The sequence below is a fragment of the Rhizobium sp. P43 genome (assembly GCF_056730705.1).
Genome location: NZ_CM161539.1, coordinates 2,944,425 through 2,969,710 on the forward strand (window position 1 = coordinate 2,944,425; position 25,286 = coordinate 2,969,710).

Consider the following 25,286-nt stretch of genomic DNA (forward strand, 5'->3'; position numbering starts at 1 on the left):
TCCGTCTATAACTGATCGGAGCTTAGAATGGTAATCTTGCGTGGGACTTGCCCGCCCCACGCCGCCTCAATTGTTTTGTACGACGTCTCCGGCGGAGGTCACGATGACCCATTTGCCATCGCGTTGCTCCAGCGTCGCGACTCGGCTGTTGTCCGGCAGAATTGATCCGACGCGAACCAGATACATTCCGGCCTTGTCTTCGATCAGCGCGCGACCGTTGGCGACATGCAGCAGACGGAAGCCCACCCTGCCAGGGAAGGGCTGAGAAACGGCCGTTTCGGATGGTTCCGGTGGCTCGAGACCCAGGGTTGGGACGGTCGCGGTGACGATTTGATCGACACTTGCAGCCTCGCCGTCGCCGCCTTCGTCATCCCGATCAACGAGTGCCAGAGGTGACACGCTCACGACATCGCGACCAGGACCTTCCGGCAGGTCACGCGTCCGCTCCCAGTCCGCGACCTGGATGCCGAATTTCTCTTCGTTGAAGAAGACGTACCAGGGAAAGAAGGCCGCACCACATGCAAGTGCGATACCCGTTATGGCCAAAACCCGGTCGATGGTCGGAATCCGGCGCTTTTTCAGGACCGGTCGCAGCGGAGCAACTGGCTCGTCAGCTTCGAAATCGGTCATGGTCAGCCCCTTTGTCTCATGCCCTGCCCGCCCGCTGCCGCCTTCAAGGCATTGGCAAGGTCGGCATAGGCATCGAGCGCCGGCTTCTCACCGGGCGTCTGCTTCAGAATATCGTAGATGACAGGCACCTGCTTGATCGCCATGTCGAGATCGGGATCAGAGCCGTTGCGGTAGCCGCCGATGAGGCGAAGATCTCGCGTTTCCTCGAAGCGATGGATCAGCGCCTTGAGACGCGACACCAGCTTTTCCTGCTCAGCAGTCCAGGCCTTGCGGGCCAATCGGGAAATCGAGGTCAAGGGATTGATCGGCGGATAGCGTCCTTCGTCGGCAAGTGCGCGATCAAGAACGATGTGGCCGTCGAGAATGCCGCGGGTGGAGTCGGCGATGGGATCATTGTGATTGTCGCCATCGACAAGAATGGAGATGATGGCAGTGATCGTGCCCGCCCCTTCCGCACCCGGACCGGCACGCTCCAGCAAACGCGGCAACTCCGTGAAAACCGAGGCTGGGTAACCGCGGGCAATCGGTGGCTCGCCTGCGGCGGTCGCCACCTCGCGGATCGCATGGGCAAAACGCGTCACGCTGTCGACGATAAAGAGGACATTCTGGCCTTTGTCGCGGAAGTGTTCGGCGATGGTGATCGCCGTCAGTGGCGCCATCTTGCGCAACATCGGGCTTTCGTCGCTTGTCGCAACCACCGCGATGGATTTGGCCATGTTGTCGCCCAGCGTATCCTCGATGAATTCTCGGACTTCACGGCCACGTTCACCGACCAGCGCGATCACAACCTTGTCGAAGGCATCCGCACGAGCCAGCATCGACAGAAGCGTCGATTTGCCGACACCGGATCCGGCGAAGATGCCGAGACGCTGGCCCAGGCAGAGCGGCGAGAAGATATCGATGGCGCGGACACCCGTCTTGAAACCACTCTCCACGCGTCGACGCGTCATGGACGGCGGTGCTGTGGTCGAGATGGGGCGGCGCTCGGGTCCCGGCGCAAGGGCCGGACCATTGTCGATCGGATCACCCAGGGCGTTGATCGTGCGCCCACACCAGCTGTCGTCCGGAGCGACACGGAATGCACCCTTTCGGATCACAACATCATGGATGCCGATGGGCTCACCAGGCTCGATCGGGCAGACGTAACAGACATCCGGTTCGACGCGAACCACCTCGCCCAGGTGCACGCCTGTCGCTGACCGGTGAGCGACGAACTCTCCCAGACGCACATGGCGGGACAGACCCGTCACGGTATAGTGGCCGGCGGCGATCGTGCGCACGTGGCCGCCCTGGGTCACCGAATTGGTAGGCTGCATGTAGCGATTGGCCAGAGCCGCTAATTGTCCAAGCTTGGGTGAAAGCGGGAACTCGTCGGATGTCAGCGTGCTCATGATGATCCGATCTCAGGCTTAGTTGCCGCCGCCAAGAACCTTGATGGCTTCGCTCATGGTGCTCTCGCTGGAGCTGATCAGGGCACTGATGGCCTCAAAGGCTCGGTTGACCTGAATAAGCTGGGTCATTTCGCCAATGCCGTTGACGTTGGAGTTCTCGACATAGCCCTGAAGCACGGAGATCTCAGGGTTATCGACGACAGGCTGCGGATTATCGACCGTGGTCACGCCACTGTTTTCGTAACGAAGGAAGCCGTTGCGAACGTCTGCGGTGAAGATGCCAAGCGTGGCAACGACACGACCATCCTGCATGATCTGACCGCCTGCTCCGACTTCCGGCGGGCCACCTTCGCGGTTCAGCTGGATCGGAGCGCCGCCGGCGTCGAGAACGGGGTAGCCACGGGTGGAGATAAGTTCACCTGCATCGGTCATGGTGAAGCGTCCGTCGCGGGTCAGAACCTGACCCACCGGGGTGTCGATAGCAAACCAGGCTTCACCCTTGATTGCAAAATCAAGCACGTTGCCGGTTTCGATGAGTTCGCCGCTCTTGGTGGAGAGATAGTCGTTCCCCTGGCTGACGAAAGCGATCTGGGCATTGAGCTCGTTGTTCGTTTTGCTCAGCACCTCGTCGAACTTCACCTCCGTCGAGCGGAAACCGACGGTGTTCACGTTGGCCATGTTGTCCGCAATGGTGGTCAGACGGCGCTCAAGAGCCATCTGCGACGACAGGGATACATAGATACCGGATTGCATCGCTTTGCCTCCGCAGGGAAGAAGATCAGTAAATCATTAATTAACGCAGAATAGCCTACGCTCGACCCGCTCTTCTTGCGGCAAAAGGCTTGTGCGAAACTGTCGAGGGCAAGCTTGTGACCGAGAGCCCGCGCAGCTCAGAACGGGTGCCCGGATTCAGCCTCACGCAAGGCAGGAGCACTATCGCTTACGATGAATAGTAACGTTCGGGTGCGGGCAAAATGAACATCATTGTCGGTTTCATCATAACATTGGGCTGCGTTCTCGGCGGCTACATGGCCATGGGTGGCAAGCTCGCCGTGCTGTTTCAGCCGTTCGAGCTCGTCATCATCGGTGGTGCGGGTATCGGCGGCTTTATCATGGCCAACCCGATGAAGGTCATCAAAGACACCGGCAAGGCCATGGGCGAAGCGTTCAAGCAGACGGTGCCGAAGGAGCGTGACTATCTCGACGTTCTCGGCGTGCTCTACTCACTGATGCGCGACCTGCGTACCAAGTCACGCAACGAAATCGAAGCGCATATCGACAACCCGGAAGAATCCTCGATCTTTACCGCAGCTCCGAACCTGCTGAAGAACAAGGAGCTGACCGCATTCATCTGTGACTATGTTCGCCTGATCATCATCGGCAATGCCCGCAGCCATGAGATCGAGGCGCTGATGGACGAGGAAATCGAGACCATCCATTACGACAAGATGAAGCCGTATCACGCGATGACCGCTATGGGTGACAGCTTCCCGGCGATCGGTATCGTCGCGGCGGTTCTCGGGGTTATCAAGGCCATGGGCGCCATCAACGAGTCTCCCGAGGTGCTTGGCGGCCTTATCGGCGCGGCCCTCGTCGGCACCATGCTCGGCATCTTCCTCTCTTACTCCCTCTGCAACCCGATCATCACCCAAATCAAGATGGTCCGGACCAAGCAGCACCGCCTTTACATCATCGTCAAACAGACGCTGCTCGCCTACATGAACGGCTCGGTTCCGCAGGTCGCTCTCGAATACGGCCGCAAGACCATCTCCTCCTACGAGCGCCCGTCGATCGACGCCGTGGAGCAGGAAATGATGAACCCCGGCGGCGGCGGTGAAAGCAAGGCAGCCTGATCATGACCGAAACGATCACCGAAAAAGCCCCAGGCATGGATCGCGCCCTTCTCGCCAAACTGACCGGCGGGCTGGGTGATTCCAAGACCCTGCAGCGTCTCTGCGCAGACTTTGGCCAGCTCTATATCGAGTTTCTGCCCGATGTTTTTCACAGCGAAACGGGCCTTACCATGCAGGTCCACTACAACGGTCACGAGAGCGGTCTGATGACCGATTTGATCGCCGAACTCGGCGACAATGTCTCGCTTGCCGATGGACAGCTGCGCAATTGGTCGCCGAACTTCGTCCTGGCTTGTGGCAACAGCTTTGTCATCACGCTGATGGAAAACCTGCTCGGTGCCTTGCCCGAGACCATTCAGGAGCCGATAGAACGGCCACTGTCACAGATCGAACTCGATCTCGCCGTGATGATCTTCGACAAGATTGCGAATGTTCTGCGATCCGGCGTCAATGCTCCCGGCGGTTTCGAGCCCCTGCTCGAAAAGGCTCACAACGCCGAAGATCGTCCAAAGCTGGACGAGGACCATGTCGATGAATATGCCGTGACCGTCAAGCTTGGCATCACACTCGGGACGGTGACCTCCGAATTCTACCTCGTCATCCCGCAGAAGGCGCTGCTCAAGACTGTGGTCACCATGCCGAAGTCGAAGAGCCAGTCCGGCAAGGCGAAGAAGGAATGGCAGGAGCAGATCGCCGAGCAGGTGCGCCGCTCCCAGGTCACGCTCGAAGCCCGGATCCGGCTCGAACAGCTGACACTGGCAACCGTTTCACGCCTGATCGCAGGGGATGTCATTCCGTTTCGCGACAAGGGCGACGTGATGGTCGATGTGAGTGCCAACGGAAAGAACCTTTACAGATGCGAATTCGGTCGCGCGGGGGATCGGTATACGGTTCGGGTGAAGGACAATGTCAGTAGCGAAGATGAAATTTTAAAGCATTTGATGAGCTAGCAGTTTAGGGGCTCAGCCCACGGCAGCTTGAGGCAAGTTTCAAGAGGAATAATCACTCCATGGCAACGAAGAAGACACCACCGAAGGATGACGACGCGCTGGCAATGCCAGGCGCGAGCGACATGGACTTCGACCAGGCCGTAGATGACCTGCGTGGCGTTCTGAAGGCGGACGCTGAAGGCGGGCTCGGGGATTTCGGCTCGGACCTCGGACTCAAAGACGACCCGCTTGCTGCGTTCGAATCGGATTTTGGCGGCGGCGCTGCAGCCGCGCCGAGCGATGATTTCGGACTGGGCGATTTCGGCGGAGCGAGCGATCTCGACGGAGCTAGCGACTTCGGCGGGACCAGTGATTTCGGCGGTTCGAGTGATTTCGGGGGCTCCAGCGATTTCGGAGGCTCCTCCGGCACCCAACAGGAGCCTGGCAGCGGGCTCAGCGCCAATCTTGACCTGATCATGGACATTCCGATCGAAGTTCAGATCGTGCTGGGTTCGAGCAAGATGCAGGTTTCTGGGCTTATGAATCTTGAGGAAGGCGCCATCATCGCGCTGGACAAGAAGATCGGCGAGCCTGTCGAGATCATGGTGAATGGCCGGCGGATTGCGCGCGGCGAGATCACCGTCCTCGAAAATGACGATACGCGATTTGGTGTCAAACTGATTGAAGTGATGGCGACCAAGACATCCTGACCCATGACGGGCCAGAGAGGAAAAGACCATGATGGACTTTGACGATTTTGGCGGACCTTTAACCGGAAAACCGCTTTCCCAGGCCGATAAGGCAGCCGCAGTGCTGCTGGCCATGGGAAAGGGTGTCGCCGGCAAGCTGCTCAAATACTTCACGCAGGCGGAACTGCAGACGATCATCGCGTCGGCACAGACCCTGCGCACGATCCCGCCGGATGAACTGACCGAACTCGTCAACGAGTTCGAAGACCTGTTCACCGAGGGTGCGGGCCTCATGGACAATGCCAAGGCCATCGAGAGCATTCTCGAGGAAGGCCTGACGCCGGAGGAAGTCGATGGACTTCTCGGACGTCGCACCGCGTTCCAGGCCTATGAAGCCTCAATCTGGGACCGCCTGCAGGATGCAGATCCAGACTTTATCGCGAAGTTCCTGATGCGCGAGCACCCGCAGACGGTTGCCTATATCCTCTCGATGCTGCCCTCTTCCTTCGGCGCCAAGGTTCTGCTGAAGCTGCCGGAAAGCCGCCGTGCCGACATCATGAACCGAACGGTCAACCTGAAGAATGTCAGCCCGAAGGCCGCACAGATCATCGAGAACCGCGTGCATGACCTGATCGCCGAAATCGATGCCGAGAAGAACTCGACGGGTTCGGCCAAGGTTGCGGAACTGATGAACGAGCTCGAAAAGCCGGAAGTCGACACGCTGCTCCAGTCGCTCGAATCCATCAGCAAGGAATCGGTCAACAAGGTTCGTCCGAAGATTTTCCTGTTCGAGGATTTGCTGGCGATGCCGCAGCGCAGTCGCGTGCTGCTGCTGAACGACATCTCCGGCGAAATCCTGACCATGGCGTTGCGCGGAGCAAGTGCGGAGATCAAGGAATGCGTTCTCGCCTCGATCAGCCCGCGTTCCCGCCGCATGATCGAATCAGATCTGCAGGCCGGCACGGCCGGAATCAATCCGCGCGAAATCGCGATTGCCCGCCGCGCCGTCGCGCAAGAAGCCATCCGACTGGCCAATGCCGGTCAGATCCAGCTCAAGGATACAGAGGGCGGCGATACACAGGCCGCCTGACAGGTCACCTCTGTTGAAAACTCCAACCATCATTGACCCGCCGATTGAACCCTGATCGGCGGGTCTCTACGTTCAAGAGGTTGGGTGTCTCCCGACGGCCGTGCAAGCGCGTTGCGAGCGGCTCAATTGACCGGCACATGATCGATTTGACCCGGTTCAGCCCCCAAGGATGTCAGCGGCCATGGCCGAAGATGACGACGAAGACAGCAAAACCGAAGACCCAACCGAGAAAAAGCTTCGGGATGCTTTGGAAAAAGGCAATGTGCCGACCTCGCGCGAGGCGCCGCTCTTTGCGACGGCGCTCGGCTTTTATCTTTATGCCGTCTTCTTCCTTCCCGGCGCGGTCACGCGACTGAGCCAGTCACTGAAGGACATCTTCGAACGACCCGATCAGTGGTATCTCGGCACGGCCGTCGATGTCGTCTCACTGTTTACCCATCTTGCCTGGGAGATCGGCGCGTTCCTGGCACCGATGCTGATCATGTTGATCCTGCTCGGGGTGGGGGCCAACGTGGCCCAGCATATGCCCTATTTCGTGCTGGAGCGGATCAGACCGCAGGTGAACCGCATCTCGATCTTTGCGGGGTGGAAGCGGATCTTCAGCGCTCAGGGCATGGTCGAGTTCGCCAAGTCGATCTTCAAGATCCTGGTGGTCTCGGCGATCATGGTCTTTGCGCTGCGTGGCGACTACTTCGCCGTGATCGACGCGATGTTCTCAGACCCGCAGGTCATCTTCGTCAAGATGGCCGAGATCCTCAACAAGATGATGGTCATCGTCGTGATGGCAACGGCGCTGCTGGCCGTCGTCGATGTCTTCTGGACACGGTACCACTGGTACGAACAGCTGCGCATGACGAAGCAGGAGGTGAAGGAGGAGTACAAGCAGGCCCAGGGTGACCCGATCGTCAAAGCGCGCCAGCGTTCCATTGCCCGCGACCGGGCCCGCAAGCGCATGATTGCAAGCGTGCCTCGCGCCACTCTGGTGATCACGAATCCGACCCACTATGCCGTGGCTTTGCGCTATGTCCGTGAAGAAAACGAGGCACCTGTCGTGGTGGCCAAGGGCCAGGATCTCGTCGCACTGAAAATCCGCGAGATCGCCCAGGAAAACAATATCCCCATTTTTGAGGACCCGCCGCTCGCACGCTCCATGTTTGCGCAAGTCTCGGTGGATAGCGTCATCCCGTCAATATTTTACAAGGCAGTCGCAGAACTCGTCCATCGAGTCTATGCGTCCAAGGCCCCCAAGAGACGGATACGCTAGGCCCGATGAAGAAGTGCTCCTATACAAATCAGCGTGAACGCATCGTGGCCGAGGCTATCAGCCCTGTTGCGAGTGAGTTGCGCCTTCTTGATGCTGCCGACCTGATTTCACTTTTGCGCTTTGAACTTTATGGGAACCTGTCCGACCTCGTTTCCTCCGCAGCCGAGCTTTATTTCCATCCGGGCACCGTCGTGTTTGGAGCCGGCGGCGATTTTCGGCTGGACTGGGGCGGCCCGCCCGAGGTGGTGCTTGATCTCGAAATCAAGCCACGCGGCATCACGATCTATTCGCAGCTGACGCTGACCAACGATCATGCCGGTCTCGACATCAAGCACATCGCCTTTCACGACACCTCAGGGGACCCCGACGCAAACACGCGGATGCTGGAAGATCGCCTGCAGGAGGCGCGCTTCGTCAAGGGTCAGGCGTCACCGCTTTACGGCTAAAGAGGCATCAGGTGATGTAGCCAAGGCGGATCGCCTTGGCGATGGCCTGGATTCGGTTGACTGAATCGAGCTTGATCGTGGCCGAGCCAAGATAGGCGTTGACGGTATGAACCGACAGACCCAGCCGCTCGGCAATTTCTTCACTGATCCGACCATCGCCGGCCAGCTGCAGGCAGGCAATCTCGCGTTCGCTCAAAGTCTCAGAAGGAGCGGCGCGCCGCTCATCGAGGGAGAGGATGTCAGTCATGACCTTGTAGCAACGGCTGTGGACAGCGAGAATCAGCTCTCCTGGCAAGTCAGCGCCACCGATGGTCGGGAAAACCACATAGCCGTTGCCAACCGCTCCGAGACGCACGGGAAAGGCGATACCGGAATGTGGCAGAAGCCGCTGCTCAAGCTGAATCCCGAACGGCGTGAAATCGGACGCATCCAGAAAGCTGGTCTTCTCCTCTGCGCTCCAGAGGATGGGCAGTGTCGATGTCTCGATATGTGCAAGAAGGATGTCGCCATAGGCTGCAACGAAAGCCTCGCGGCTGCTGCTCAGGCCACTGCTCCAATTCTCGAATTCCGGCTCCAGCCGACGCTTGTGCGGCAGGCTGGCCCCTGCAATGCGAAATGCCGCAAAACCGCGGGCGTTGAGAGATCGCTGCAGCGAAACGAGCTTCGGAAAGATGTCTGACCGCGATGTGACGGGACGCTGGCCAGACCAAGTCGCATCTTCGAGGATGGATCCGCCCGGTCTGGTATTGGTCGCCATTCCTGTTCCCTCAAACGAGATTGTTGCGCACCGCATAGGCGATGGCTTCTGAACGTGTCTTGGTCGCAGTCTTGCGCATCACGCTCGTGATGTAATTGTTGATCGTATTGCGCGAGATGCCGAGGATCATTGCGATCTCATCGCTGGTCTTGCCTTCTGCGATCCAGAATAGGCATTCCAGTTCCCGATCGGTCAGATCAAAGTCCCGGTCGCTCTTTTGCCCCTTGTTGGCTGAGAGGCTGAGCGCATAGGCCGCGAGAAGACCGACCTCCCTCAATCGCTCCGGAGACAGGACATAGTCCTGCGGAAAGAGCAGGAGCAAGGCCAGGCGGGTGCGCCCGACGTTCAATGTCACGGTGCAATACTGGCGACTGGTGCCGAGCGGCACATGCGCATCATCGGGAAGAATGGCGTATTTCGGTTGCAGCACCGAAAGGCACTTTTCCAGTTCCGTCGATTGGGAATAGCTCGTGGCCAGCTCGCTCTCAAGGCGCCTCACCAAATCGAAAGGCCAGTCGGCGGCAACGACGAAATCCAGCCCCTCCTCCTGCACAAGGTCGTAGCGTGCCAGCAAGTGATGAGAAGCACCGACATAGTCACAGAGAACCCGGAGACAATGACTCATGTCGCCCGAAAGCGCCGGCGTTGCGAGCTTTCGAATGAGAACGTCCTTCGAAGATGAACCCTTGTGTACAGGTTCCATCTGAGGGGCCGGTTGAGAGCGCCCCTTATTCCCCTCTGTGGTCAGCTCGGCATCCATTCAATGTGCCCCTTTGAATTGCCAGCCTAGCATTCTCTCTGATTTCACTGCGTTCGATTCGACCCGACTCATGCGGGTCAACGACCTCAGACTACCGAATCATGTCCAATGTAGAATATAAAGTGGCAAAGGTCACAAGCATTTGCGGTCTTGCGAGCAAGGCTGAAGCATGGCGACCGCGCGCTTCTGTTGCAATGCCTTATCGTTATGAGACTACAATGCAAAACCGCGCCCGGTGGGCGCGGTGGCTACTGACTTGTTCTTCGAGATCAGGCGGCGTTGTCCACAGCCCATTTGCGAAGGATCTTGGCGGCACGCTCTTCGGAGATTTCGACCATGCGCGACAGACGCCGTTCGGGGCCTTCCTTGACCCGGCGGTTGAAGCCGCCGTTCGGGTCGTCGTCCATGGTGAGCAGGTCGTCGGTCGAGTCGAAACCGAAGTCCGAGCCGAAGCCTTCCATGAGGCCGCCGCCACCCGCACCGCCGCCGATGGCCGGCGAGAAATCGGGCAGTTCGAGACCAGCCGCCTGTTCGCCGATGCCGCCGGCGAGTGCTGTGTCGGCACCCCCGCCACCTGCGGTGCGGATCATTGGACGGATACCCATCCAGACGATCAGGAAGGCGACGGCGACAAAGGCGAGCGAGTTGATGATGCCACCGATATTGCGGCTCAAGATTTCCATGAAGCCGGGGCCGGTCGAGGCCTCTTCCAACAGCTGGTTTTCCAGGAAGTCCATGGCGGTCAGCGTAACCACGTCACCACGCTCGACGTCGAGGCCAGAGGCAGAGGTCACGATCTTCTGCATTTCTGCCAGATAGGCATCGATCTTGGCCTGGTCGACAGGCTCGCCGACCATCTGGGCGATCCGGCCGCGATTGACGACAACGGCGACGGAGAGTTTTTCAACCGTGAAGCTGTTCTTTACAGTTGCGACCGTCTTGCTGTTGATCTCGTAGTTGGTCTGCTCTTCCTTCTTGTCCTGCTCGTCAGACGACTCCGGACCACCGCCACCCGCGTCGGGTGCGGCCTGAGGAATGTTCTGCTCGACGGTCGCGGCGGTGTCAGACTGACGCTGGAGCGACTTCTGCTGTTCCTTGGTGACGCGCACGGAGCGCTCGACGCGCGATTCCGGATCGTAGATGGTTTCCTGGATCTGCTGGCTGTCCGTGTTGATCTGGGCAGTAACGCTCGAACGGAAGTTGTCCATGCCGAGGAAGGGAGCCAGCGCCTTGTCGATATTGGTCTCGATTTCGCGCTGGACAGACTGGACCACGCCGAGCGAACGCGTCGCTTCGCCGCCAGATTCGTCGCCTGCGGCCAACAGCTGACCGGTCGAATCCAGGATCGTCACGTCCTCCACGTCCAGACCCGGCACAGAGGAGGCAACCAGCTGGCGGATCGAGGCCGCAGCCTTTCGACCTGCATCCGATGAGGCGCGAATCATGACGGAGGCGGTGGGCTTCTGTTCGCCGCGGCGGAAGTTGCCAATGTCGGGCATCACGATGTGGACGCGAGCGGCGGCGATGCCGGCGATCTGCTGGATGGTGCGTGCGACTTCACCTTCCAGAGCGCGGACACGCGTGACTTCCTGCATGAACGAGGTCAGGCCCAGCGAGCCGACATTGTCGAAGAGTTCGTAGCCGGCATTGGCGCTGTTGGGCAGGCCGCGCTCGGCCAGCAGAAGACGCGCCTTGCCGGTCAGGCCGGCACGAACGCTGATGCTCTGGCCGTCGGCACCGGTTTCAAAATCAATGCCGGATTCGGCGAGTGCGATGCTGATCTGGTTGAGGTCGACCGGTTCGAGGCCGACATAGAGGGTCTCATAGGAGGGTTTGTTAACGTAGAGGGCGCCAGCGATGATGACTGCGAAGGAAATTACGGCAACGCCGGCCATGGCGAGAATCTTCGCCTGGCCCATGGCCGCGAAATTTTTTGGTATCTGAACTAATTGATTTAACAGATTCATTCTGTCTCGCACCATCTACATAGAGGGTTTGGGCGCTTTTGCCCTTGGCGCGACAATAGAAATCGAAACTTGTGCGAACGTTTCGCCAGGCCGGAAAGCCGAACTCATTTCGGCAAATTGCAGAACCGGCGGATCTGCGGGCCTTGTTTCGCAGAGGCTTTAGAAGAAATCGAAGTCGCCAGCCGCCTTGACCAGTGGTTGGGAGTGGCCGTGTCTGAGACCCGCGCCGAGTGCCTTTTGCATATCGGCAAGCTTGACGAGACTGAGCGCTGTCGTCATGTCGATCATCCAGTCGGACGGAATCGTTCCGGTGATGGTATCGACGAATTCCGCAAGCCCGCGAGCCTTCTGTACGGCAAGATCGATACCCTGCAGCACCTTCAGACTATCAGGATGCTCCAGAACCTTCGGGCCGCCCAGCTCAAGCAAATGGGGCTCTACACGCTCGATCAGATATGCCACGTCGTGCAGCTCGCTGACGATGCGCATGAGGATTTCCGGAAGCTCTTCCAGTGTCTCCTGATTCCCCGCGAAATTTTCGTTTTGCATCCGTTGTCCAGTACTAGAAGAACTCGATTGATGTTTCCACCGGCTTCGAAACAGGAACCGGACGCTGCTCCAGCGCCACCGTCTTCTGTGTTTCTGCACCCGTGAGCGGATACTGTCTCGCCCGGCCGCTGACCGGCCAGAATTCCAATTTGCGGCCGTGTTCTCCGCCCGTAGAGGCCCCGACCACCTTGATGCCTTCGTCGCGCAGGAACTGCTGGGCGAAGGCTGCGTTCTGCTCGCCGACATTCGAGAATGTCGCGATCGTCTTGGCGCCGCCGAAGATCTTCGCCTCCAGGCGGTCCCTGCGGGCGCCCGATTTCAAAAGACCGTTGATCAGCAATTCCATGAGATGAACGCCATACCGTGTGGCGTCACCGCCACCGGCACCCGGCACTGCGGAACCCGGGAGGAGAAAGTGGTTCATGCCACCTACTCCTGCAATCGGATCCCGAATACAGGCAGCAACACACGAACCGAGGATCGTCGACAGGACCACATTCGGGTCCTTGCTGACTTTCCACTCCCCCTGGATAATATGGACGCGCTTTGCTGCACTGTCGTCAATCATTTCAGTGCTCCGAATACAGCCTCGATGGCCGCCTTCATCTTTTCGATCGTGAACGGCTTCGCCAGAACATTGTTTGCGCCCAGCTGTGCGGCCTTCTGCACGAGTGCTCGGTCACCCTGGGCGGTCAAGATGATGAAGGCCGCCTTCTTGGTGTTCGGGTTGGTGCGCACCGCCTGCAGAAGTCCCAACCCGTCCATCTTCGGCATGTTGAAATCCGAGATAACGAGGTGATGGGGCTGCTGCTCCATGATCTTCATGCCCTGCTCGCCGTCACCGGCGGCAGTGATCTGCTTGAAGCCGAGCTGGGTCAGCGCGTCGCTGAGCAGCAGGCGACTTGTGACCTGATCGTCGACGATCAGAACTTTGATTTTTTCAGCTAGGGACATTATTCGATACCTTCTTTTCGGGCAGCAGTGAGTTTCAGGATTTCCTCCCCAATGGAGGTAAGCGGCAGTTGATGCTCGACAGCGCCCAGTTCATAGGCGACTCGTGGCATCCCATAGACCACACAGGTCTTTTCGTTTTGGCCGATGGTGCGAGCGCCGGCGTGACGCATCTTCAACAGGCCGGAAGCGCCGTCGCGCCCCATTCCGGTCAGGATCACGCCGACTGCATTACGACCAGCGAGCTCGGCAACCGAATCAAACAGCACATCGACCGAAGGACGATGTCCGTTGACCGGCGGGCGCTCAACCAGACGGCAACACGGTGCAGATGCGTTCGACACCTGCAGATGACGCTCGCCACCCGGCGCCAGATAGATCTTGCCGATCTCAAGCCTTGCACCATCCGTGGCCTCCTCCACCACGGGGGCGCAGAGGCGGTTGAGGCGCTCGGCGAAGCTCTTGGTGAAGGTCGGAGGCATATGCTGCGTGATCACCGTCGGCGGGCAGTTGCGCGGGAACTTCTGCAGGACTGCAATCAAAGCCTCGACACCACCCGTCGAAGACCCGATGGCGACGATCTTGCGTCCGACACGAAAATCTGCGGCCGGCGTGGCGGTTGCCACGGGCTGAACCTGGGGAGCGCCATGATAGCGATGCTGCGAGCGGGCAGCCGCCTTCACCTTGTCGGCAAGCTCCCCGAACGGACGCGCCTCACCCGGCTGGGGCTTGGCGACGCAATCGAAGGCCCCGATTTCCAACGCGGCCAAGGTTGCCTCTGCGCCACGATGCGTCATGGTGGACACCATGATCACCGGCATCGGCCGGAGCTTCATGATTTTTTCCAGGAATTCCAGGCCGTTCATGTTGGGCATCTCGATGTCGAGGGTCACGACATCGGGATTGAGCTGCTTGATCGCCGCGCGGGCTTCCATAGCATCGCCGGCCTGGCCGATGACGTTCACGTCCGGATCCTGATTCAGGACAGCGGTAATCAGCCCGCGCATGGTGGGGCTGTCATCAACGACGAGAACGCGTGCAGGAGCCGCCATTATTTGCGCCCCCCGTTCTTGCCGAGATAGCGATAGGTCGTAATGCCGATATTGTCGAAGTCGTTCTTCGAGTCGCCGGAGACGCGCTCCGAATGGCCGATATAGAGATGTCCGCCAACCGGGAGGAGATCGGCAAATCGGGTCCAGATCCGCATCTGGGTCGGCTCATCGAAATAGATGACGACGTTGCGGCAGAAGATCACGTCAAACTTGCCCTTGAACGGCCACTGGGCCATCAAGTTCAGCTCATTGTAGGTGATCAGACGCTTCAGCCGGTCATCAACCTGGAATTTTCGACGACCGTTGACATCGACTTCCTTGAACCATTGTTTGCGTATGGCAGGAGAGACCGTTTCAAGCGCCTGCTCGTCATAGGCACCCTGACGGGCGATCGCGAGGATCTTCGGATCAATGTCGGTCGCGAGGATCTTGAAGTCGTAATCGAGCACGTTCGGGAAAGCCTGGAATACCGTCAGCGCGATCGAATAAGGCTCCTGACCATCGGAACTGGCGGCCGACCAGATGCGGACACGACCGCCGGACTTCGCACGCTGAATCAGTCCCGGAAGAACATCATCACGCAGATGATCGAAGTGATGGTTCTCGCGGAAAAAGCGCGTGAAGTTTGTCGTCAGATGCGACAGCATTTCGCGGCGCTCGGCCGCGCCCTCTGCAGAGGCGACGAGCTGGCAATAAGCGCGGAAGCCAGAGAGGCCGAGATTGCGGATGTGCTTCGACAGGCGCGAATAGACGAGCGACGCCTTGCTGTCGTTCAGTGCGATGCCCGCATCCGAATAGATCATGGCAGCAATCTCGTTCAAATCCCGTCGGGTCAGCGGGTATTCGCCGCTGGCCAGGACTTCATCGTCCGATTGACGGGATGTACTCATTGCAAAGGTCATGCAGCCTCGCTTTCGGCGGCTTCGTTGAAGAGTGCACCAAGCTCGACGAGACAGATCATCCGCTTGTCGATGGCGAGAATGCCCCGGGCATATTGTTTCTCGAGGTCGGAGGAAACCTCCGGCGTCGGCTGAATGTCTGCGTCGGTCACGGTGAGGATGTCAGACACGGCATCCACCAGCAGGCCGACGACCCGAGACTTGACCTGGGCCACGATAATCACGTGGCGGGCGGATGGCTCGGCGGGCTTCATGCCCAAACGCAGGGACAGATCCATGATCGGCAGAACGGCACCACGCAGATTGATGACGCCCATGACATAGTGCGGAGAATGCGGTAGCGGGGTCGCCGGGGTCCATCCCCGGATCTCGCGCACCGACATGATGTTGACGCAGAACTCCTGGTCGCCAATACGGAAGGCGATGAGTTCCCGGCTCCCATGCATCAAGTTTTTGACCGCATACGACATACTATTACCCTGCGACGGCTAACGACATTTCCTGTTTGAGGGACTGACCACGCGAGGCGGCGACGACGGCATCCACGTCAAGGATGAGAGCGACGCGACCATCACCAAGGATGGTAGCTGCTGCAATGCCCGGAACATGGGTGTAGTTGGCTTCGAGCGACTTGATGACGACCTGACGCTGACCCTGGATGGCATCGACCATCAGTGCGCGCTGACCGCCGCCTTCGGATTCCACCAGGAGGGCGACGCCATCCATCGGGTTTGCCTGGGAGGCTCGGAAGTTGAGGATCCGGCCCACATCGACCAGTGGGCAGAAAGAGTTGCGGATCGAGATCAGGCGCTGGTTTGCGCCGAAGGAATGGATGTGCTGCGCTTCCGGCTGCAGCGTCTCGACGATCGCGGTGAGCGGAACGACGAGGGTCTGACCGGCGACCGTGACGACCATGCCGTCGAGAACGGCGAGTGTCAGCGGAAGGCTCATGGTGAAGGTCGAGCCCTGCCCCGGACGTGAGGTGATCGAGATACGACCGCCCAGTGCCTGGATCGAGCGCTTGACGACGTCCATACCGACGCCGCGACCGGAAATGTCCGAAATCTTGTCCGCCGTGGAGAAGCCCGGCATGAAGATCAGGTTGTCGATTTCCTCATCCGTCAGGTTGGCATCGGCTGCGATCAGATCGTTGTCGATGGCTTTCTGGCGGACACGTTCGCGATTGATACCGGCGCCGTCGTCGACCAGTTCGATGACGATACGGCCCGAACGATGCTTTGCGGTGAGCTTGACCGTGCCTTCCGGGTTCTTGCCGGCGGCCGCACGCTTCTCGGGGCTTTCGATGCCGTGGTCGACGGCGTTACGGATCATGTGAGTCAGCGGCTCGGCCAGCTTGTCGATGACCGTCTTGTCGACTTCGGTGTTTTCACCTTCCGTGACGAGGCGGATCGACTTGCCGACCATGTCGGCAACTTCGCGGACGATACGCGACATGCGCTGGAAGACGGGCTTCACCGGCTGCGCGCGGATCGCCATGACCGAATCCTGGATCTCGCGGGTGAGCTGCTGCAGCTCTTCGAGGCCCATGTTGATCGACGACGTGCCGCCATTGTTGTCGTTTTCGATGACGCTCTGGGAGAGCATCGCCTGGTTGATGACCAACTCGCCGACGAGGTTGATCAGACGGTCGACGCGATCGAGATCGACGCGGATGGTCTGACCGGCGGCGGCATTGGCCTGCGCGGCGGCGGCAGCGGCGGCGGCAGCGGCCGGAGATTCCTTCTTCTCCGGCTTTGCCGCGCTGGCAGCCATCTTCATAACGTTGGACGCGGTCTCTGCCGCCTCGACGGCTGCCTGGACGTTGTCATCCGAAGTCTCTTCAGAGGCCTCCGGACCTTCATCCAGGGCCGAAAGGTCGAAGGGAACCGGGATCATCGGCAGCTCTTCGCTGGCCTGTGTGGCTTCCGGCTCACGGAGCTTGATCTCGAGATCACAGTCCCACTCGGCGAATTCGAAAACCTGGCGAATGCCTTCTTCGCCCTTCTCGGCCTTGATCTGGATTGTCCAATGGAAATACGCGGCTTCCGGATCGAGATCCTCGAGCGACGGCAGGTCGTCCATGTTGCAGTTGATGCTCATCTCGCCAAGGCGGGAGAGGTCACGCAGCAGGAGCGCCGCTTCATTGCCCTTTGAATAGAGATCACGGCGCGGCTTGAAGGTGACATCGAAGGTCGAAGGCACAACCGTTTCTTCGTCTTCACCATCAAAGCTGTCGAAGGTGAAGGGAATTGGCTGGAAGCCGCTGTCATCGGTCGGAGCGACTGCAGGTGCCGGAGCCGGTGCGGGTGCTGCGGCTTTTGGAGCCGGCTTTGCAGCGGCCACGGGAGCTGCCGAGGGCGCCGGTACCTCGCCATTTGCCAGCGCTTCGAGTTCCTTGACCAGACCGCTTGAGCGGCTTTCATCGACACTGCCGCCGTCACGCGATGCACTGACCAGGTCGGCCAGAACGTCGGCCGACTTCAGCATCACCTTCATGACTTCCGGGCCGGGCTCCAGCTTGTTGGAACGAACGCAATCAAGAGTCGTCTCGAAGACGTGCGCAAAGGCGACCAGGTCGTCAAGACCGAAGGCGCCTGCACCGCCCTTGATGGAGTGAACGGCGCGGAACACGGCATTGACCGTCTCCGGATCGCGATCCCCATCGTTCATTTTCAGAAGACCGGATTCCAGTTCGGCGAGCTGCTCCTCGCACTCCTGGAAAAAGATCTCTTTGATTTCGTTCATATCCATAGGAGAAATTCCCGACTTAGGCGGTTACACGCTCAATGGCATCGATCAGCTTCGTCGGATCGAACGGCTTGACGATCCAACCGGTCGCGCCAGCCTGACGAGCGCGGTTCTTCTTCTCGGCATCGCTTTCCGTGGTCAGAACCAGGATCGGAACCGCACGATACTTTTCGTTCTTGCGGACACCTTCGATGAAACCGAAACCGTCGAGACGCGGCATGTTGATGTCGGTCACGATGACGTCGGGATTGCATTCCTCGAGCACTTCAAGGCCCTCGACGCCGTCTTCGGCCTGAATGGTCTCGAAGCCTGCGTTGTTGAGGGTGACCAGAAGCATGTTTCGAATGGTTCTGGAGTCATCCACGGTGAGCACTTTTTTCTTCATTGCCGGATCTCCTTAGCGAGCAGATGATCGATGTTCACGCCAATCAGTTGAAGGGTTTTGAGGAAAGCCTCGGAGGCCTTCCCGTACGAGAAGGGGTGCTTGTCGGCTTCCCAAGCCTTGGCGGCGGCCACCAGGACCTGCACGCACTGTGCGCCGACGCGCTCGACGCCGGAGGCATCGATCGTGAGAGGGGCACCACGCATCGAGAGAATGTTGGCCTTAAGATTGGAAGCCTCGTTCAGGTCCAACACTGCGGCCAGCTTCAGACTCTTCTGTTCGCCTTTCTTACTTGCCATTACTTCTTTCCTTGTGTCCCGAGGCTGCGGCAACCAGACCCGACTGAGGGTCCCTGGAGAACCATTCTCCCGGAGAAATTGCCGAAATTCCCGCCCTTAGCTTTCTTGTGTAGCGCATGGTGGTAAACAATCCCCTCATCTTCCAAGCCCGGCGATATGGACCGGGAAGCCAAAGTCAGTGGATGTGTCTTCCTCGCCCTCATCGGTCGAGAAGGCTGCAGTCGAGGGTGCCGCCACAAGCTGCTCGCGCTGACCCGTCAGCTGGATGCGGCTTGTCGCAGGTCGTGGCGCACGCGTCTGTCGCTCGATGTGGAATTCGCGGATTGTCGCGCCCAGTTCGAGGATGACCTTGTGCAGATCGTCCGTGCCTTCGCTGGACTGGCGTGCAACGGCGGCCGTATTGCCAATATCAGCGCCGAGAGCGGCGACCGAGCCGGCGATCCCGGCAAGTTCGGTGGCCTGCCGATCCGTTCGGGCGGCGATGTCTGACACAGTGCCGCTGATGTCTCCGACCTGCACGACGATGTCGGCAATGGCCCCTTGCGTCTTGGCCACCATCTCCACACCGGCCTCGACCTGGTTCTTGGTGGTTGCGACAAGTGTCTTGATTTCGCGCGCCGCGTCGGCGGATCGCTGGGCGAGAGCCCGGACTTCCTGAGCGACGACCGCAAAACCCCGGCCGCTGTCGCCTGCGCGGGCGGCTTCGATGCCGGCGTTCAAGGCGAGCAGATTGGTCTGGAAGGCGATCTCGTCGATGGCGCCGATGATATGGCCGATCTGCTCGGCGGAAGCCTCGATATCGGCCATGGCGGATATGGCCTGGCCCACCACCTCGCCACTCGACTCGACCGAGGTGCGGGTGGCTGCGACCGTTGCCTCCGCCCGTTTCGTCTGTCCGGCGCTTTCGCGCACATTCATGGTCAGGTCCTGAAGCGCCCGGCTGGTCTCATCCAGCGCACCCGATTGGGTTTCGGCGCGGCCGGCATAGCTGCGCGAGGACTCGGCCATACGTGATGTTGCCTCGCGGGCAAAAGCAAGCTTCTCCTCTGAGGAGAGGAAAGCGGTCTGGAGCTGCTCTATCGCGTCGTTCATACGACCGGCCAGATCGGCATAGGCTTCCGGCACATCTTCGGCTGCTCTGACCGTCAGGTCGCCTGAGGCAAGAGCATCGACGATCGGACGGAAGATGCCCTCGAATTCGGCGCGGTCCTGCTCCCGTTGAGCGGCAAGATCGCGGTGATGCTTGAGCCGCAGCTCATTGAAACGCAGCGAAACAGAAATTTCGACATCGACCATCACCAGCCGGACGAGAGCTGCGACGAGATCGGCGGTTTCACGCTGGCGACGGCGACTGGACGGCAGAAGGCCGGATCCGGCCGCCTCGCCAATGGCATTGGTCAGAAGATGCTCGAGCACCACAGCGTGACCTGCAACATGCCAGCGCGGATCCAGGCCCATACGGCTTTCGCTGTCGGCAAGTACCTTCACGCGTTCGGCATAAAGCGCATCAAATCGCGCGTCGGTCAGGACATCCCAATGCGATGAAAGTAGATCGTGCAGCCGGTCGTATTGCCGCTCGCTAGTGAACACGCGCGCGGCGTCTGGAGACGACTGCAAGCGTTGGAAAAGGTCGCGGAGGGCTGTCTTGAGAGGCTGAGAAAGAACATGGCGGTTCTGACGGAGAAGCTCACACTGGGCTTCATCCAGGCCGGCAAAGCGTAGCCGATCGCGCAGGCTGCCCGCCTGTGATCCCGTCGCCCGCTCCGTGGACATCCCCTGACCCGTCATTCGCCCCGCACAATGTCTGCCGCTGCGGCAGACCTTCCGTCGCTCAACTTGACTACAGTCAAAAATGCGAGACTGGGAATGGTGGGAAATTGATCCCCCTGCCGCCCGCATCATGGACTGTCAGTTCGTCGAACTGTCTCCATCTGAAATACAGACCGGACCAGAACCGGTACGACGGGTTGGCGTCATGCCCGAAGGAAACTCTGAAGCGAGTCCCACTCCGACGTGTCTCCCAATCTTTATGGTTAATTCCTTGCTTGAAGGTTAATGAAATCTCCACTTCAAGCCGCAATCCCTAATATGAGAAAATATTGTTCTATATCCATGGAACGGATATTCGGGCCGCCGGAACAAAGCTGTTCTCCTCGTCGTTGCGCCAGAAAGCGAGGGGAGTGAAGCGTGAGCGCAAGAGCTATCTGGAAGGGACGTCTTTCGATCGGCGATCTCGGCTGTGCGGTTGCCCTCTATTCTGCCGTCAATGCCCAGGAGCGGACAGCCTTTCACATCATCAACCGCGACACGGGACACCGGGTTCGACGCGAATATGTCGGTGAGGATAACGGACGTCCGGTGGACAAGGACGATCTGGTCAAGGGGTATGAAACGCCGGAAGGACAGACGGTGATCCTGGAGCCGGACGAGATCCGCGATGCCGTTCCAGAAAGCGACAAACGGCTGGAGCTGTCGGCCTTTCTTCATTGCAACGAGATCGACACTTTGTATCTGGAACGTCCGTACTTTCTGGCCCCCGCAGACCGGCAATCCGTCGAAGCCTATGATCTGATCCGTACGGCGATGGAGAGCCAGGGGGTCGCAGCAATTGCACGCACCGTACTTTTCCGACGGGTCCGCAGCGTCCTGATCCGCCCGCAGGGCCAAGGTCTGATCGCTACGACACTGAACTACGATTACGAAGTCCGTGATCCCGCAGAAAGCTTTTCCGATATCTCCAAGGTCCGTATAGATAAGGAGATGATGGACCTCGCCCGGCATATCATCGCCACCAAGATGGGCGAGTTCGAGCCGAGCCAGTACGAGGATCGGTACGAGGCTGCCTTGACCGAACTGGGGAAGGCCAAGATCGCCGGCCGCAAGCCAAGGAAGCTGCCGAAACGCAAGCCCGACAACGTCACCAGTCTCCTGGATGCGCTGCGCAAGAGTGCGGACGCTGCAGGTTCAAAGGCGGCTCCGAAACGGAAGCCAAAGGCCGCACCGCAGAAGAAGGCCAGCTAACCATGTCGCTCACCGAGTATCGCCGCAAGCGCGACTTCAAGGCGACGCCGGAGCCCAAGGCAAACAAGGCCAAGAGCAAGGGCAACAGTTTCGTCATTCAGAAGCATGCGGCCCGACGGCTGCACTACGATTTCCGCTTGGAGATGGATGGCGTTTTGAAAAGCTGGGCCGTCACGCGCGGCCCGAGCCTTGTGCCGGGCGAAAAGCGGCTCGCCGTGCATGTCGAGGATCATCCGCTTGCCTATGGTGATTTCGAGGGGGTGATCCCGCCGGGTCAATACGGATCCGGCGAGGTGATCATATGGGATCGCGGCACATGGGAACCGATCCATGATCTGCAGAAGGGGTACAAGAAGGGACACCTGGAATTCACGTTGAAGGGTGAGAAACTCGGCGGACACTGGCACCTTGTGCGGATGGCCGGCAAAGAGGGCGAAACGCGGGAAAACTGGCTGCTGATAAAGGGTGATGACGAGGCGGCACGCCAACCTGATGACCCTGATATCATTGAGGAGATGCCGCTTTCCGTGAAAAGCGGCAGACCGATCGAAAGCTTAAAGGGCGACGGCAAGGCCGCAGTGTGGAACTCCCGCAAGACGGCGAAGAAGACGCGCGCGGTTCGCAACCCTCCGTCCCAGGCGGGGGAAGCCCCGATCAAAGGCGCTAAAGCCGCCGCTTTGCCGGACTTCCTGGCATTGGTCCTGGCGACCCTTGTCAAAACTGTGCCGAAGGGCAGCCGCTGGCTCCACGAGATCAAACTGGACGGCTATCGGATCGAGGCGCGGATCGACCATGGCCGCGTGCAACTCCTGACCCGCACGGGGCTGGACTGGACCGACCGTTTCGGTGAGCGCATGGTTGCATCCCTCAAGGGGCTGCCTGTGCAGACGGCGCTGCTCGATGGGGAAATCGTTGTCGAGAGCGGCAATGGCAGCAGCGATTTCTCCCTGCTTCAGCAGGATCTGAGCGCCGGTCGTGACGATCGCTTCACCTATTACGTCTTCGACCTCATGCATCTCGATGGGCAGGATCTGACCGCAGCCTCGCTGACGGACCGCAAGAGACGCCTCGAACTGTTGCTCGGCGATGCAGACCCGCCGCTTAAGTATTCCGGCCATTTCGACGAGAGTGGCGACCTCGTGCTGAAGCATGCCTGCCGCCTCAGCCTGGAAGGGGTGATTTCCAAGGTCGCCGATGCGCCATATCGCTCTGGGCGCGGGCGCGACTGGGTGAAGTCGAAATGCACGGCGCGCCAGGAGCTGGTCATCGGCGGCTATGTGCCATCCTCTGTTTCTGACAAAGCCATCGGCTCTTTGATCATGGGGGTCAACGAGGCAGATGGCCTTCGCCATGTCGGACGTGTCGGTACTGGCTACAGCCAGACGCTCGCCCGGCAGATCTTTGCCAGGCTGCAGCCCCTGGTGCGCGAGAAGAGCCCATTCAGCGGCAAGCTGACCGGCGCCGAACGCAAGGATGCGGTTTTCGTTGCACCGGAGCTGGTAGCCGAAGTCGAGTTTCGAGGTTGGACCGGTGACGCGCATCTTCGCCACGCCTCTTTCCGGGGGCTTCGCGAAGACAAGGCCGCTAGCGATGTCATTCAGGAGATGCCTCAGGACAGAGTCTCGCGCGACACCACGATGGGGCGGAGCAGGAATGCCACTGGATCGCTTGGGGAAACGCAGGCGGCACGGCGGCATATCACGTTGACCCATCCCGACCGTCTCTATTGGCCGGAGGCCGGCGTCACGAAAGAAGGCCTTGCGGATTACTATGCTCTGGTCTGGCCACGCATCGCCCCCTTCATCGTTGACCGACCGCTGGCATTGCTGAGATGCCCCGAGGGGCATGAGACCTGCTTCTTCCAGAAACACGGCTGGCGGGGCATGCGCAAGGAGATCATCACCATTCGTGACCCGCAAGATGACGAAGGTCTGGTTGGTATCCACGACCTCGAAGGCCTGCTTGCGCTGGTGCAAGGGGCCGCGCTCGAAATCCACCCCTGGGGCTCCCGAGGCGGCGATCTGGAACGGCCGGACATGGTGAATATCGATCTTGATCCAGGTCCCGATGTCGATTGGGAGCGGGTGGTTGAGGCGGCTTTCGAGGTGAACAGGCGTTTTGCGGACATGGGCTTGACCGGCTTCGTCAAGACATCCGGCGGCAAAGGGCTGCATGTGGTGGCACCGCTCAAGCCGAAGGCGAAGTGGCCTGACGTGAAGGCGGCCATGAAGGCGCTCGCAGAAAGCATGAGTGCGGACAGTCCCGATGACTACGTTTCGACCATCAGCAAGGCGAAACGCAAGGGAAAGATCCTGATCGATTATCTGCGCAATGGCCGGGGAGCGACCGCAGTCGCGCCCTATTCGACACGGGCGCGGCCGCATGCACCTGTGTCGATGCCGCTGTCGTTCGACGAGTTGAGCCCAGACATCCTGCCGAACCATTTCACGGTAGAGAATGTGCCGGGAAGGCTCGCAAGTCTTGAGGCAGACCCCTGGGCCGACTTTCGCAAGGCCGAGGCGCCTTTGGCCATTGCGGCCAAGCGGACCAAGAAAGCCCGCTGACGCCGCCTAGAGTATCCGTTTTGATCAAGCGGGTTTCTTCTCAGAGGCGATGCTGCGTCTTAGGGCTTCCATGATGTCGATGACATTATCCTTGCGCTCGGGTTCGGCCGCCTTTTTCGGCTTGGTCCGTTTGGATGTTTTCGTCCGGTTTTCGATGATCTCATGCAGGCGCTCCTCCACCGGGTCGCGCACCAGTTTCGGATCCCAGCTCCGCAGCCTCGCCTCCATGAGTTTTCTCATCATGGTCTTGGCCTTGGGAGCCACGGGGGAGCTTCCTGCCTTCTTGAAGAAGGGATCGGGATCACGGACCTCGTCGCCAAAGCGCAAGGTCCAGACAACCATGCCTTCATCACGGGGAACCAGCAGCACGGCGTGCTCGCGGCGATAGAGCACGAGGCGCGCAATGCCACCGGTATCGGTCTTGCGCATGGCCTCGCGGATGACGGCGAAGGCCTCTTCGCTGACCTTGTCTGCAGGAGCCAGATAGTGGGGACTGTCATACCAGATCCAGCCGATGGAGCTCCGCGGCACGAAACTCTCGATATCGATGGTGCGCGTACTTTCCAGCGCCACATCATCAAGTTCGTCGTCTTCGAACAGAACGTAGTCGTCCTCGCTGCGCTCGTAGCCCTTCACCTGATCTTCATCGTCGACGGGCTTGCCGGTTTCGGCATCGACATAGCGGCTCACAACCCGGTTGCCGGTCTTGCGATTGATGTTGTGAAAACGAAGCTTGCTGCTTTCCGTAACGGCCGGTGTCATCGCCACCCGACAGGTCACGAGGGAGAGTTTCAGATAGCCTTTCCAGAAAGCGCGCTGCGCCATTTGCCCTACCTCCCGAACGCCATCCAGCCATAGCACTGCCCCGGAAAACGTGCCCGGCAGGGAACCGTTCCGACGCCTGCTCAAATCGTCGGTTGCAACGGGAACTGTTTGCCCCTGATGGCGTTCCTCTGTTGCCAGTTCCTCTCCAATGATGAGCCGGCGGATCGTTGGTCGATATGGGGGTATCGCAGACTGATCCGACCGGGGAGCCGGCGGGTGC

Annotated in this window: 25 protein-coding genes; 8 read left to right on the plus strand and 17 right to left on the minus strand. The window is 59.6% G+C overall.

The features are described 5' to 3' along the window. Nucleotides 1-66: 66 nt before the first annotated feature. Genes AC1PUL_RS14750 through flgF form a run of 3 tightly spaced genes read right to left on the minus strand, consistent with a single transcriptional unit; the run spans nucleotide 67 to nucleotide 2,774 of the window. Nucleotides 67-630: a flagellar protein gene (locus AC1PUL_RS14750; RefSeq protein ID WP_480464901.1), complete on the minus strand. Its 564-nt coding sequence runs from the start codon at nucleotides 628-630 to the stop codon at nucleotides 67-69. A gap of 2 nt (nucleotides 631-632) precedes the next feature. Further along, a complete protein-coding gene (gene fliI, locus AC1PUL_RS14755) occupies nucleotides 633-2,021 on the minus strand; it encodes a flagellar protein export ATPase FliI (protein ID WP_480464902.1) in 1,389 nt (462 codons plus the stop codon). Nucleotides 2,022-2,039: 18 nt separating this feature from the next. Further along, entirely contained in the window at nucleotides 2,040-2,774 is a 735-nt protein-coding gene (gene flgF / locus AC1PUL_RS14760; protein ID WP_480464903.1) for a flagellar basal-body rod protein FlgF, read from the minus strand. Nucleotides 2,775-2,995: 221 nt separating this feature from the next. On the opposite strand from flgF, the gene motA reads away from it, so the two are divergent. From motA to AC1PUL_RS14790, 6 genes are all read left to right on the plus strand, one after another. Further along, the gene (gene motA, locus AC1PUL_RS14765) at nucleotides 2,996-3,874 is read left to right on the plus strand and encodes a flagellar motor stator protein MotA (protein ID WP_480464904.1); all 879 of its coding nucleotides are present in this window, start codon (nucleotides 2,996-2,998) and stop codon (nucleotides 3,872-3,874) included. A gap of 2 nt (nucleotides 3,875-3,876) precedes the next feature. Next, a complete protein-coding gene (locus AC1PUL_RS14770) occupies nucleotides 3,877-4,824 on the plus strand; it encodes a FliM/FliN family flagellar motor switch protein (RefSeq protein ID WP_480464905.1) in 948 nt (315 codons plus the stop codon). A gap of 59 nt (nucleotides 4,825-4,883) precedes the next feature. Continuing rightward, a complete protein-coding gene (gene fliN / locus AC1PUL_RS14775; RefSeq protein ID WP_480464906.1) occupies nucleotides 4,884-5,513 on the plus strand; it encodes a flagellar motor switch protein FliN in 630 nt (209 codons plus the stop codon). A 28-nt stretch (nucleotides 5,514-5,541) separates the two neighbouring features. Beyond that, nucleotides 5,542-6,582: a flagellar motor switch protein FliG gene (gene fliG / locus AC1PUL_RS14780; protein ID WP_480464907.1), complete on the plus strand. Its 1,041-nt coding sequence runs from the start codon at nucleotides 5,542-5,544 to the stop codon at nucleotides 6,580-6,582. Between the two features lie 181 nt (nucleotides 6,583-6,763). Beyond that, nucleotides 6,764-7,846: a flagellar biosynthesis protein FlhB gene (gene flhB, locus AC1PUL_RS14785; RefSeq protein ID WP_480464908.1), complete on the plus strand. Its 1,083-nt coding sequence runs from the start codon at nucleotides 6,764-6,766 to the stop codon at nucleotides 7,844-7,846. A 5-nt stretch (nucleotides 7,847-7,851) separates the two neighbouring features. After that, nucleotides 7,852-8,292, plus strand: a complete 441-nt coding sequence (locus tag AC1PUL_RS14790) for a hypothetical protein (protein WP_480464909.1) — start codon at nucleotides 7,852-7,854, stop codon at nucleotides 8,290-8,292. 7 nt (nucleotides 8,293-8,299) lie between these two features. On the opposite strand, the gene visR is transcribed toward AC1PUL_RS14790, so the two are convergent. The 13 genes from visR to AC1PUL_RS14855 all read right to left on the minus strand — a co-directional run bounded on the left by visR (nucleotide 8,300) and on the right by AC1PUL_RS14855 (nucleotide 20,429). After that, nucleotides 8,300-9,049 (minus strand): transcriptional regulator VisR, encoded by a 750-nt coding sequence (gene visR / locus AC1PUL_RS14795; protein WP_480464910.1) that lies wholly within the window; start codon nucleotides 9,047-9,049, stop codon nucleotides 8,300-8,302. Between the two features lie 10 nt (nucleotides 9,050-9,059). Further along, nucleotides 9,060-9,809 (minus strand): transcriptional regulator VisN, encoded by a 750-nt coding sequence (visN, locus tag AC1PUL_RS14800; protein WP_480464911.1) that lies wholly within the window; start codon nucleotides 9,807-9,809, stop codon nucleotides 9,060-9,062. Between the two features lie 269 nt (nucleotides 9,810-10,078). Then, complete coding sequence (gene fliF / locus AC1PUL_RS14805) at nucleotides 10,079-11,776, minus strand: flagellar basal-body MS-ring/collar protein FliF (protein ID WP_480464912.1); 1,698 nt, start codon at nucleotides 11,774-11,776, stop codon at nucleotides 10,079-10,081. Between the two features lie 159 nt (nucleotides 11,777-11,935). Continuing rightward, entirely contained in the window at nucleotides 11,936-12,325 is a 390-nt protein-coding gene (cheT, locus tag AC1PUL_RS14810; RefSeq protein ID WP_480464913.1) for a chemotaxis protein CheT, read from the minus strand. Nucleotides 12,326-12,338: 13 nt separating this feature from the next. Further along, nucleotides 12,339-12,893 (minus strand): chemoreceptor glutamine deamidase CheD, encoded by a 555-nt coding sequence (gene cheD / locus AC1PUL_RS14815; RefSeq protein ID WP_185808301.1) that lies wholly within the window; start codon nucleotides 12,891-12,893, stop codon nucleotides 12,339-12,341. Continuing rightward, complete coding sequence (locus AC1PUL_RS14820; protein ID WP_006726293.1) at nucleotides 12,890-13,279, minus strand: response regulator; 390 nt, start codon at nucleotides 13,277-13,279, stop codon at nucleotides 12,890-12,892. Before AC1PUL_RS14820 ends, cheD begins: the two co-directional genes overlap by 4 nt. After that, nucleotides 13,279-14,328, minus strand: a complete 1,050-nt coding sequence (gene cheB, locus AC1PUL_RS14825) for a protein-glutamate O-methylesterase CheB (RefSeq protein ID WP_480464914.1) — start codon at nucleotides 14,326-14,328, stop codon at nucleotides 13,279-13,281. Before cheB ends, AC1PUL_RS14820 begins: the two co-directional genes overlap by 1 nt. Next, nucleotides 14,328-15,230: a protein-glutamate O-methyltransferase CheR gene (gene cheR / locus AC1PUL_RS14830; RefSeq protein WP_480464915.1), complete on the minus strand. Its 903-nt coding sequence runs from the start codon at nucleotides 15,228-15,230 to the stop codon at nucleotides 14,328-14,330. The genes cheB and cheR overlap by 1 nt, the downstream gene beginning before the upstream one ends. Beyond that, nucleotides 15,227-15,697: a chemotaxis protein CheW gene (locus tag AC1PUL_RS14835; RefSeq protein WP_480464916.1), complete on the minus strand. Its 471-nt coding sequence runs from the start codon at nucleotides 15,695-15,697 to the stop codon at nucleotides 15,227-15,229. Before AC1PUL_RS14835 ends, cheR begins: the two co-directional genes overlap by 4 nt. A 4-nt stretch (nucleotides 15,698-15,701) precedes the next feature. Further along, entirely contained in the window at nucleotides 15,702-17,978 is a 2,277-nt protein-coding gene (locus AC1PUL_RS14840; RefSeq protein WP_480464917.1) for a chemotaxis protein CheA, read from the minus strand. A 16-nt stretch (nucleotides 17,979-17,994) separates the two neighbouring features. Then, entirely contained in the window at nucleotides 17,995-18,360 is a 366-nt protein-coding gene (cheY1, locus tag AC1PUL_RS14845; protein WP_027486933.1) for a chemotaxis response regulator CheY1, read from the minus strand. Further along, the gene (locus tag AC1PUL_RS14850; protein WP_480464918.1) at nucleotides 18,357-18,656 is read right to left on the minus strand and encodes an STAS domain-containing protein; all 300 of its coding nucleotides are present in this window, start codon (nucleotides 18,654-18,656) and stop codon (nucleotides 18,357-18,359) included. The genes cheY1 and AC1PUL_RS14850 overlap by 4 nt, the downstream gene beginning before the upstream one ends. A gap of 135 nt (nucleotides 18,657-18,791) precedes the next feature. Then, the gene (locus tag AC1PUL_RS14855; protein WP_480464919.1) at nucleotides 18,792-20,429 is read right to left on the minus strand and encodes a globin-coupled sensor protein; all 1,638 of its coding nucleotides are present in this window, start codon (nucleotides 20,427-20,429) and stop codon (nucleotides 18,792-18,794) included. Nucleotides 20,430-20,843: 414 nt separating this feature from the next. On the opposite strand from AC1PUL_RS14855, the gene ku (AC1PUL_RS14860) reads away from it, so the two are divergent. Beyond that, entirely contained in the window at nucleotides 20,844-21,677 is an 834-nt protein-coding gene (gene ku, locus AC1PUL_RS14860) for a non-homologous end joining protein Ku (protein ID WP_480464920.1), read from the plus strand. A 2-nt stretch (nucleotides 21,678-21,679) separates the two neighbouring features. After that, nucleotides 21,680-24,241, plus strand: coding sequence for a DNA ligase D (gene ligD, locus AC1PUL_RS14865; protein WP_480464921.1), 2,562 nt, complete (start codon nucleotides 21,680-21,682; stop codon nucleotides 24,239-24,241). Between the two features lie 24 nt (nucleotides 24,242-24,265). Here the strand turns inward: ligD and ku (AC1PUL_RS14870) are convergent, their stop codons facing one another. Further along, the gene (ku, locus tag AC1PUL_RS14870) at nucleotides 24,266-25,066 is read right to left on the minus strand and encodes a non-homologous end joining protein Ku (RefSeq protein WP_480464922.1); all 801 of its coding nucleotides are present in this window, start codon (nucleotides 25,064-25,066) and stop codon (nucleotides 24,266-24,268) included. Between the last annotated feature and the right edge of the window lie 220 nt (nucleotides 25,067-25,286).

Excerpts from the sequence above, each read along its gene's own strand:
- ligD (WP_480464921.1), top strand. The coding sequence starts at position 21,680 with ATGTCGCTCACCGAGTATCGCCGCAAGCGCGACTTCAAGGCGACGCCG.
- AC1PUL_RS14790 (WP_480464909.1), top strand. The coding sequence starts at position 7,852 with ATGAAGAAGTGCTCCTATACAAATCAGCGTGAACGCATCGTGGCCGAG.
- AC1PUL_RS14840 (WP_480464917.1), bottom strand. The coding sequence starts at position 17,978 with ATGGATATGAACGAAATCAAAGAGATCTTTTTCCAGGAGTGCGAGGAG.
- fliI (WP_480464902.1), bottom strand. The coding sequence starts at position 2,021 with ATGAGCACGCTGACATCCGACGAGTTCCCGCTTTCACCCAAGCTTGGA.
- cheR (WP_480464915.1), bottom strand. The coding sequence starts at position 15,230 with ATGACCTTTGCAATGAGTACATCCCGTCAATCGGACGATGAAGTCCTG.
- AC1PUL_RS14855 (WP_480464919.1), bottom strand. The coding sequence starts at position 20,429 with ATGTCCACGGAGCGGGCGACGGGATCACAGGCGGGCAGCCTGCGCGAT.
- visN (WP_480464911.1), bottom strand. The coding sequence starts at position 9,809 with ATGGATGCCGAGCTGACCACAGAGGGGAATAAGGGGCGCTCTCAACCG.
- ku (WP_480464922.1), bottom strand. The coding sequence starts at position 25,066 with ATGGCGCAGCGCGCTTTCTGGAAAGGCTATCTGAAACTCTCCCTCGTG.
- flgF (WP_480464903.1), bottom strand. The coding sequence starts at position 2,774 with ATGCAATCCGGTATCTATGTATCCCTGTCGTCGCAGATGGCTCTTGAG.
- fliG (WP_480464907.1), top strand. The coding sequence starts at position 5,542 with ATGATGGACTTTGACGATTTTGGCGGACCTTTAACCGGAAAACCGCTT.
- fliN (WP_480464906.1), top strand. The coding sequence starts at position 4,884 with ATGGCAACGAAGAAGACACCACCGAAGGATGACGACGCGCTGGCAATG.
- fliF (WP_480464912.1), bottom strand. The coding sequence starts at position 11,776 with ATGAATCTGTTAAATCAATTAGTTCAGATACCAAAAAATTTCGCGGCC.
- AC1PUL_RS14770 (WP_480464905.1), top strand. The coding sequence starts at position 3,877 with ATGACCGAAACGATCACCGAAAAAGCCCCAGGCATGGATCGCGCCCTT.
- AC1PUL_RS14820 (WP_006726293.1), bottom strand. The coding sequence starts at position 13,279 with ATGTCCCTAGCTGAAAAAATCAAAGTTCTGATCGTCGACGATCAGGTC.
- motA (WP_480464904.1), top strand. The coding sequence starts at position 2,996 with ATGAACATCATTGTCGGTTTCATCATAACATTGGGCTGCGTTCTCGGC.
- AC1PUL_RS14835 (WP_480464916.1), bottom strand. The coding sequence starts at position 15,697 with ATGTCGTATGCGGTCAAAAACTTGATGCATGGGAGCCGGGAACTCATC.
- AC1PUL_RS14850 (WP_480464918.1), bottom strand. The coding sequence starts at position 18,656 with ATGGCAAGTAAGAAAGGCGAACAGAAGAGTCTGAAGCTGGCCGCAGTG.
- cheT (WP_480464913.1), bottom strand. The coding sequence starts at position 12,325 with ATGCAAAACGAAAATTTCGCGGGGAATCAGGAGACACTGGAAGAGCTT.
- visR (WP_480464910.1), bottom strand. The coding sequence starts at position 9,049 with ATGGCGACCAATACCAGACCGGGCGGATCCATCCTCGAAGATGCGACT.
- cheB (WP_480464914.1), bottom strand. The coding sequence starts at position 14,328 with ATGGCGGCTCCTGCACGCGTTCTCGTCGTTGATGACAGCCCCACCATG.
- cheY1 (WP_027486933.1), bottom strand. The coding sequence starts at position 18,360 with ATGAAGAAAAAAGTGCTCACCGTGGATGACTCCAGAACCATTCGAAAC.
- AC1PUL_RS14750 (WP_480464901.1), bottom strand. The coding sequence starts at position 630 with ATGACCGATTTCGAAGCTGACGAGCCAGTTGCTCCGCTGCGACCGGTC.
- flhB (WP_480464908.1), top strand. The coding sequence starts at position 6,764 with ATGGCCGAAGATGACGACGAAGACAGCAAAACCGAAGACCCAACCGAG.
- cheD (WP_185808301.1), bottom strand. The coding sequence starts at position 12,893 with ATGATTGACGACAGTGCAGCAAAGCGCGTCCATATTATCCAGGGGGAG.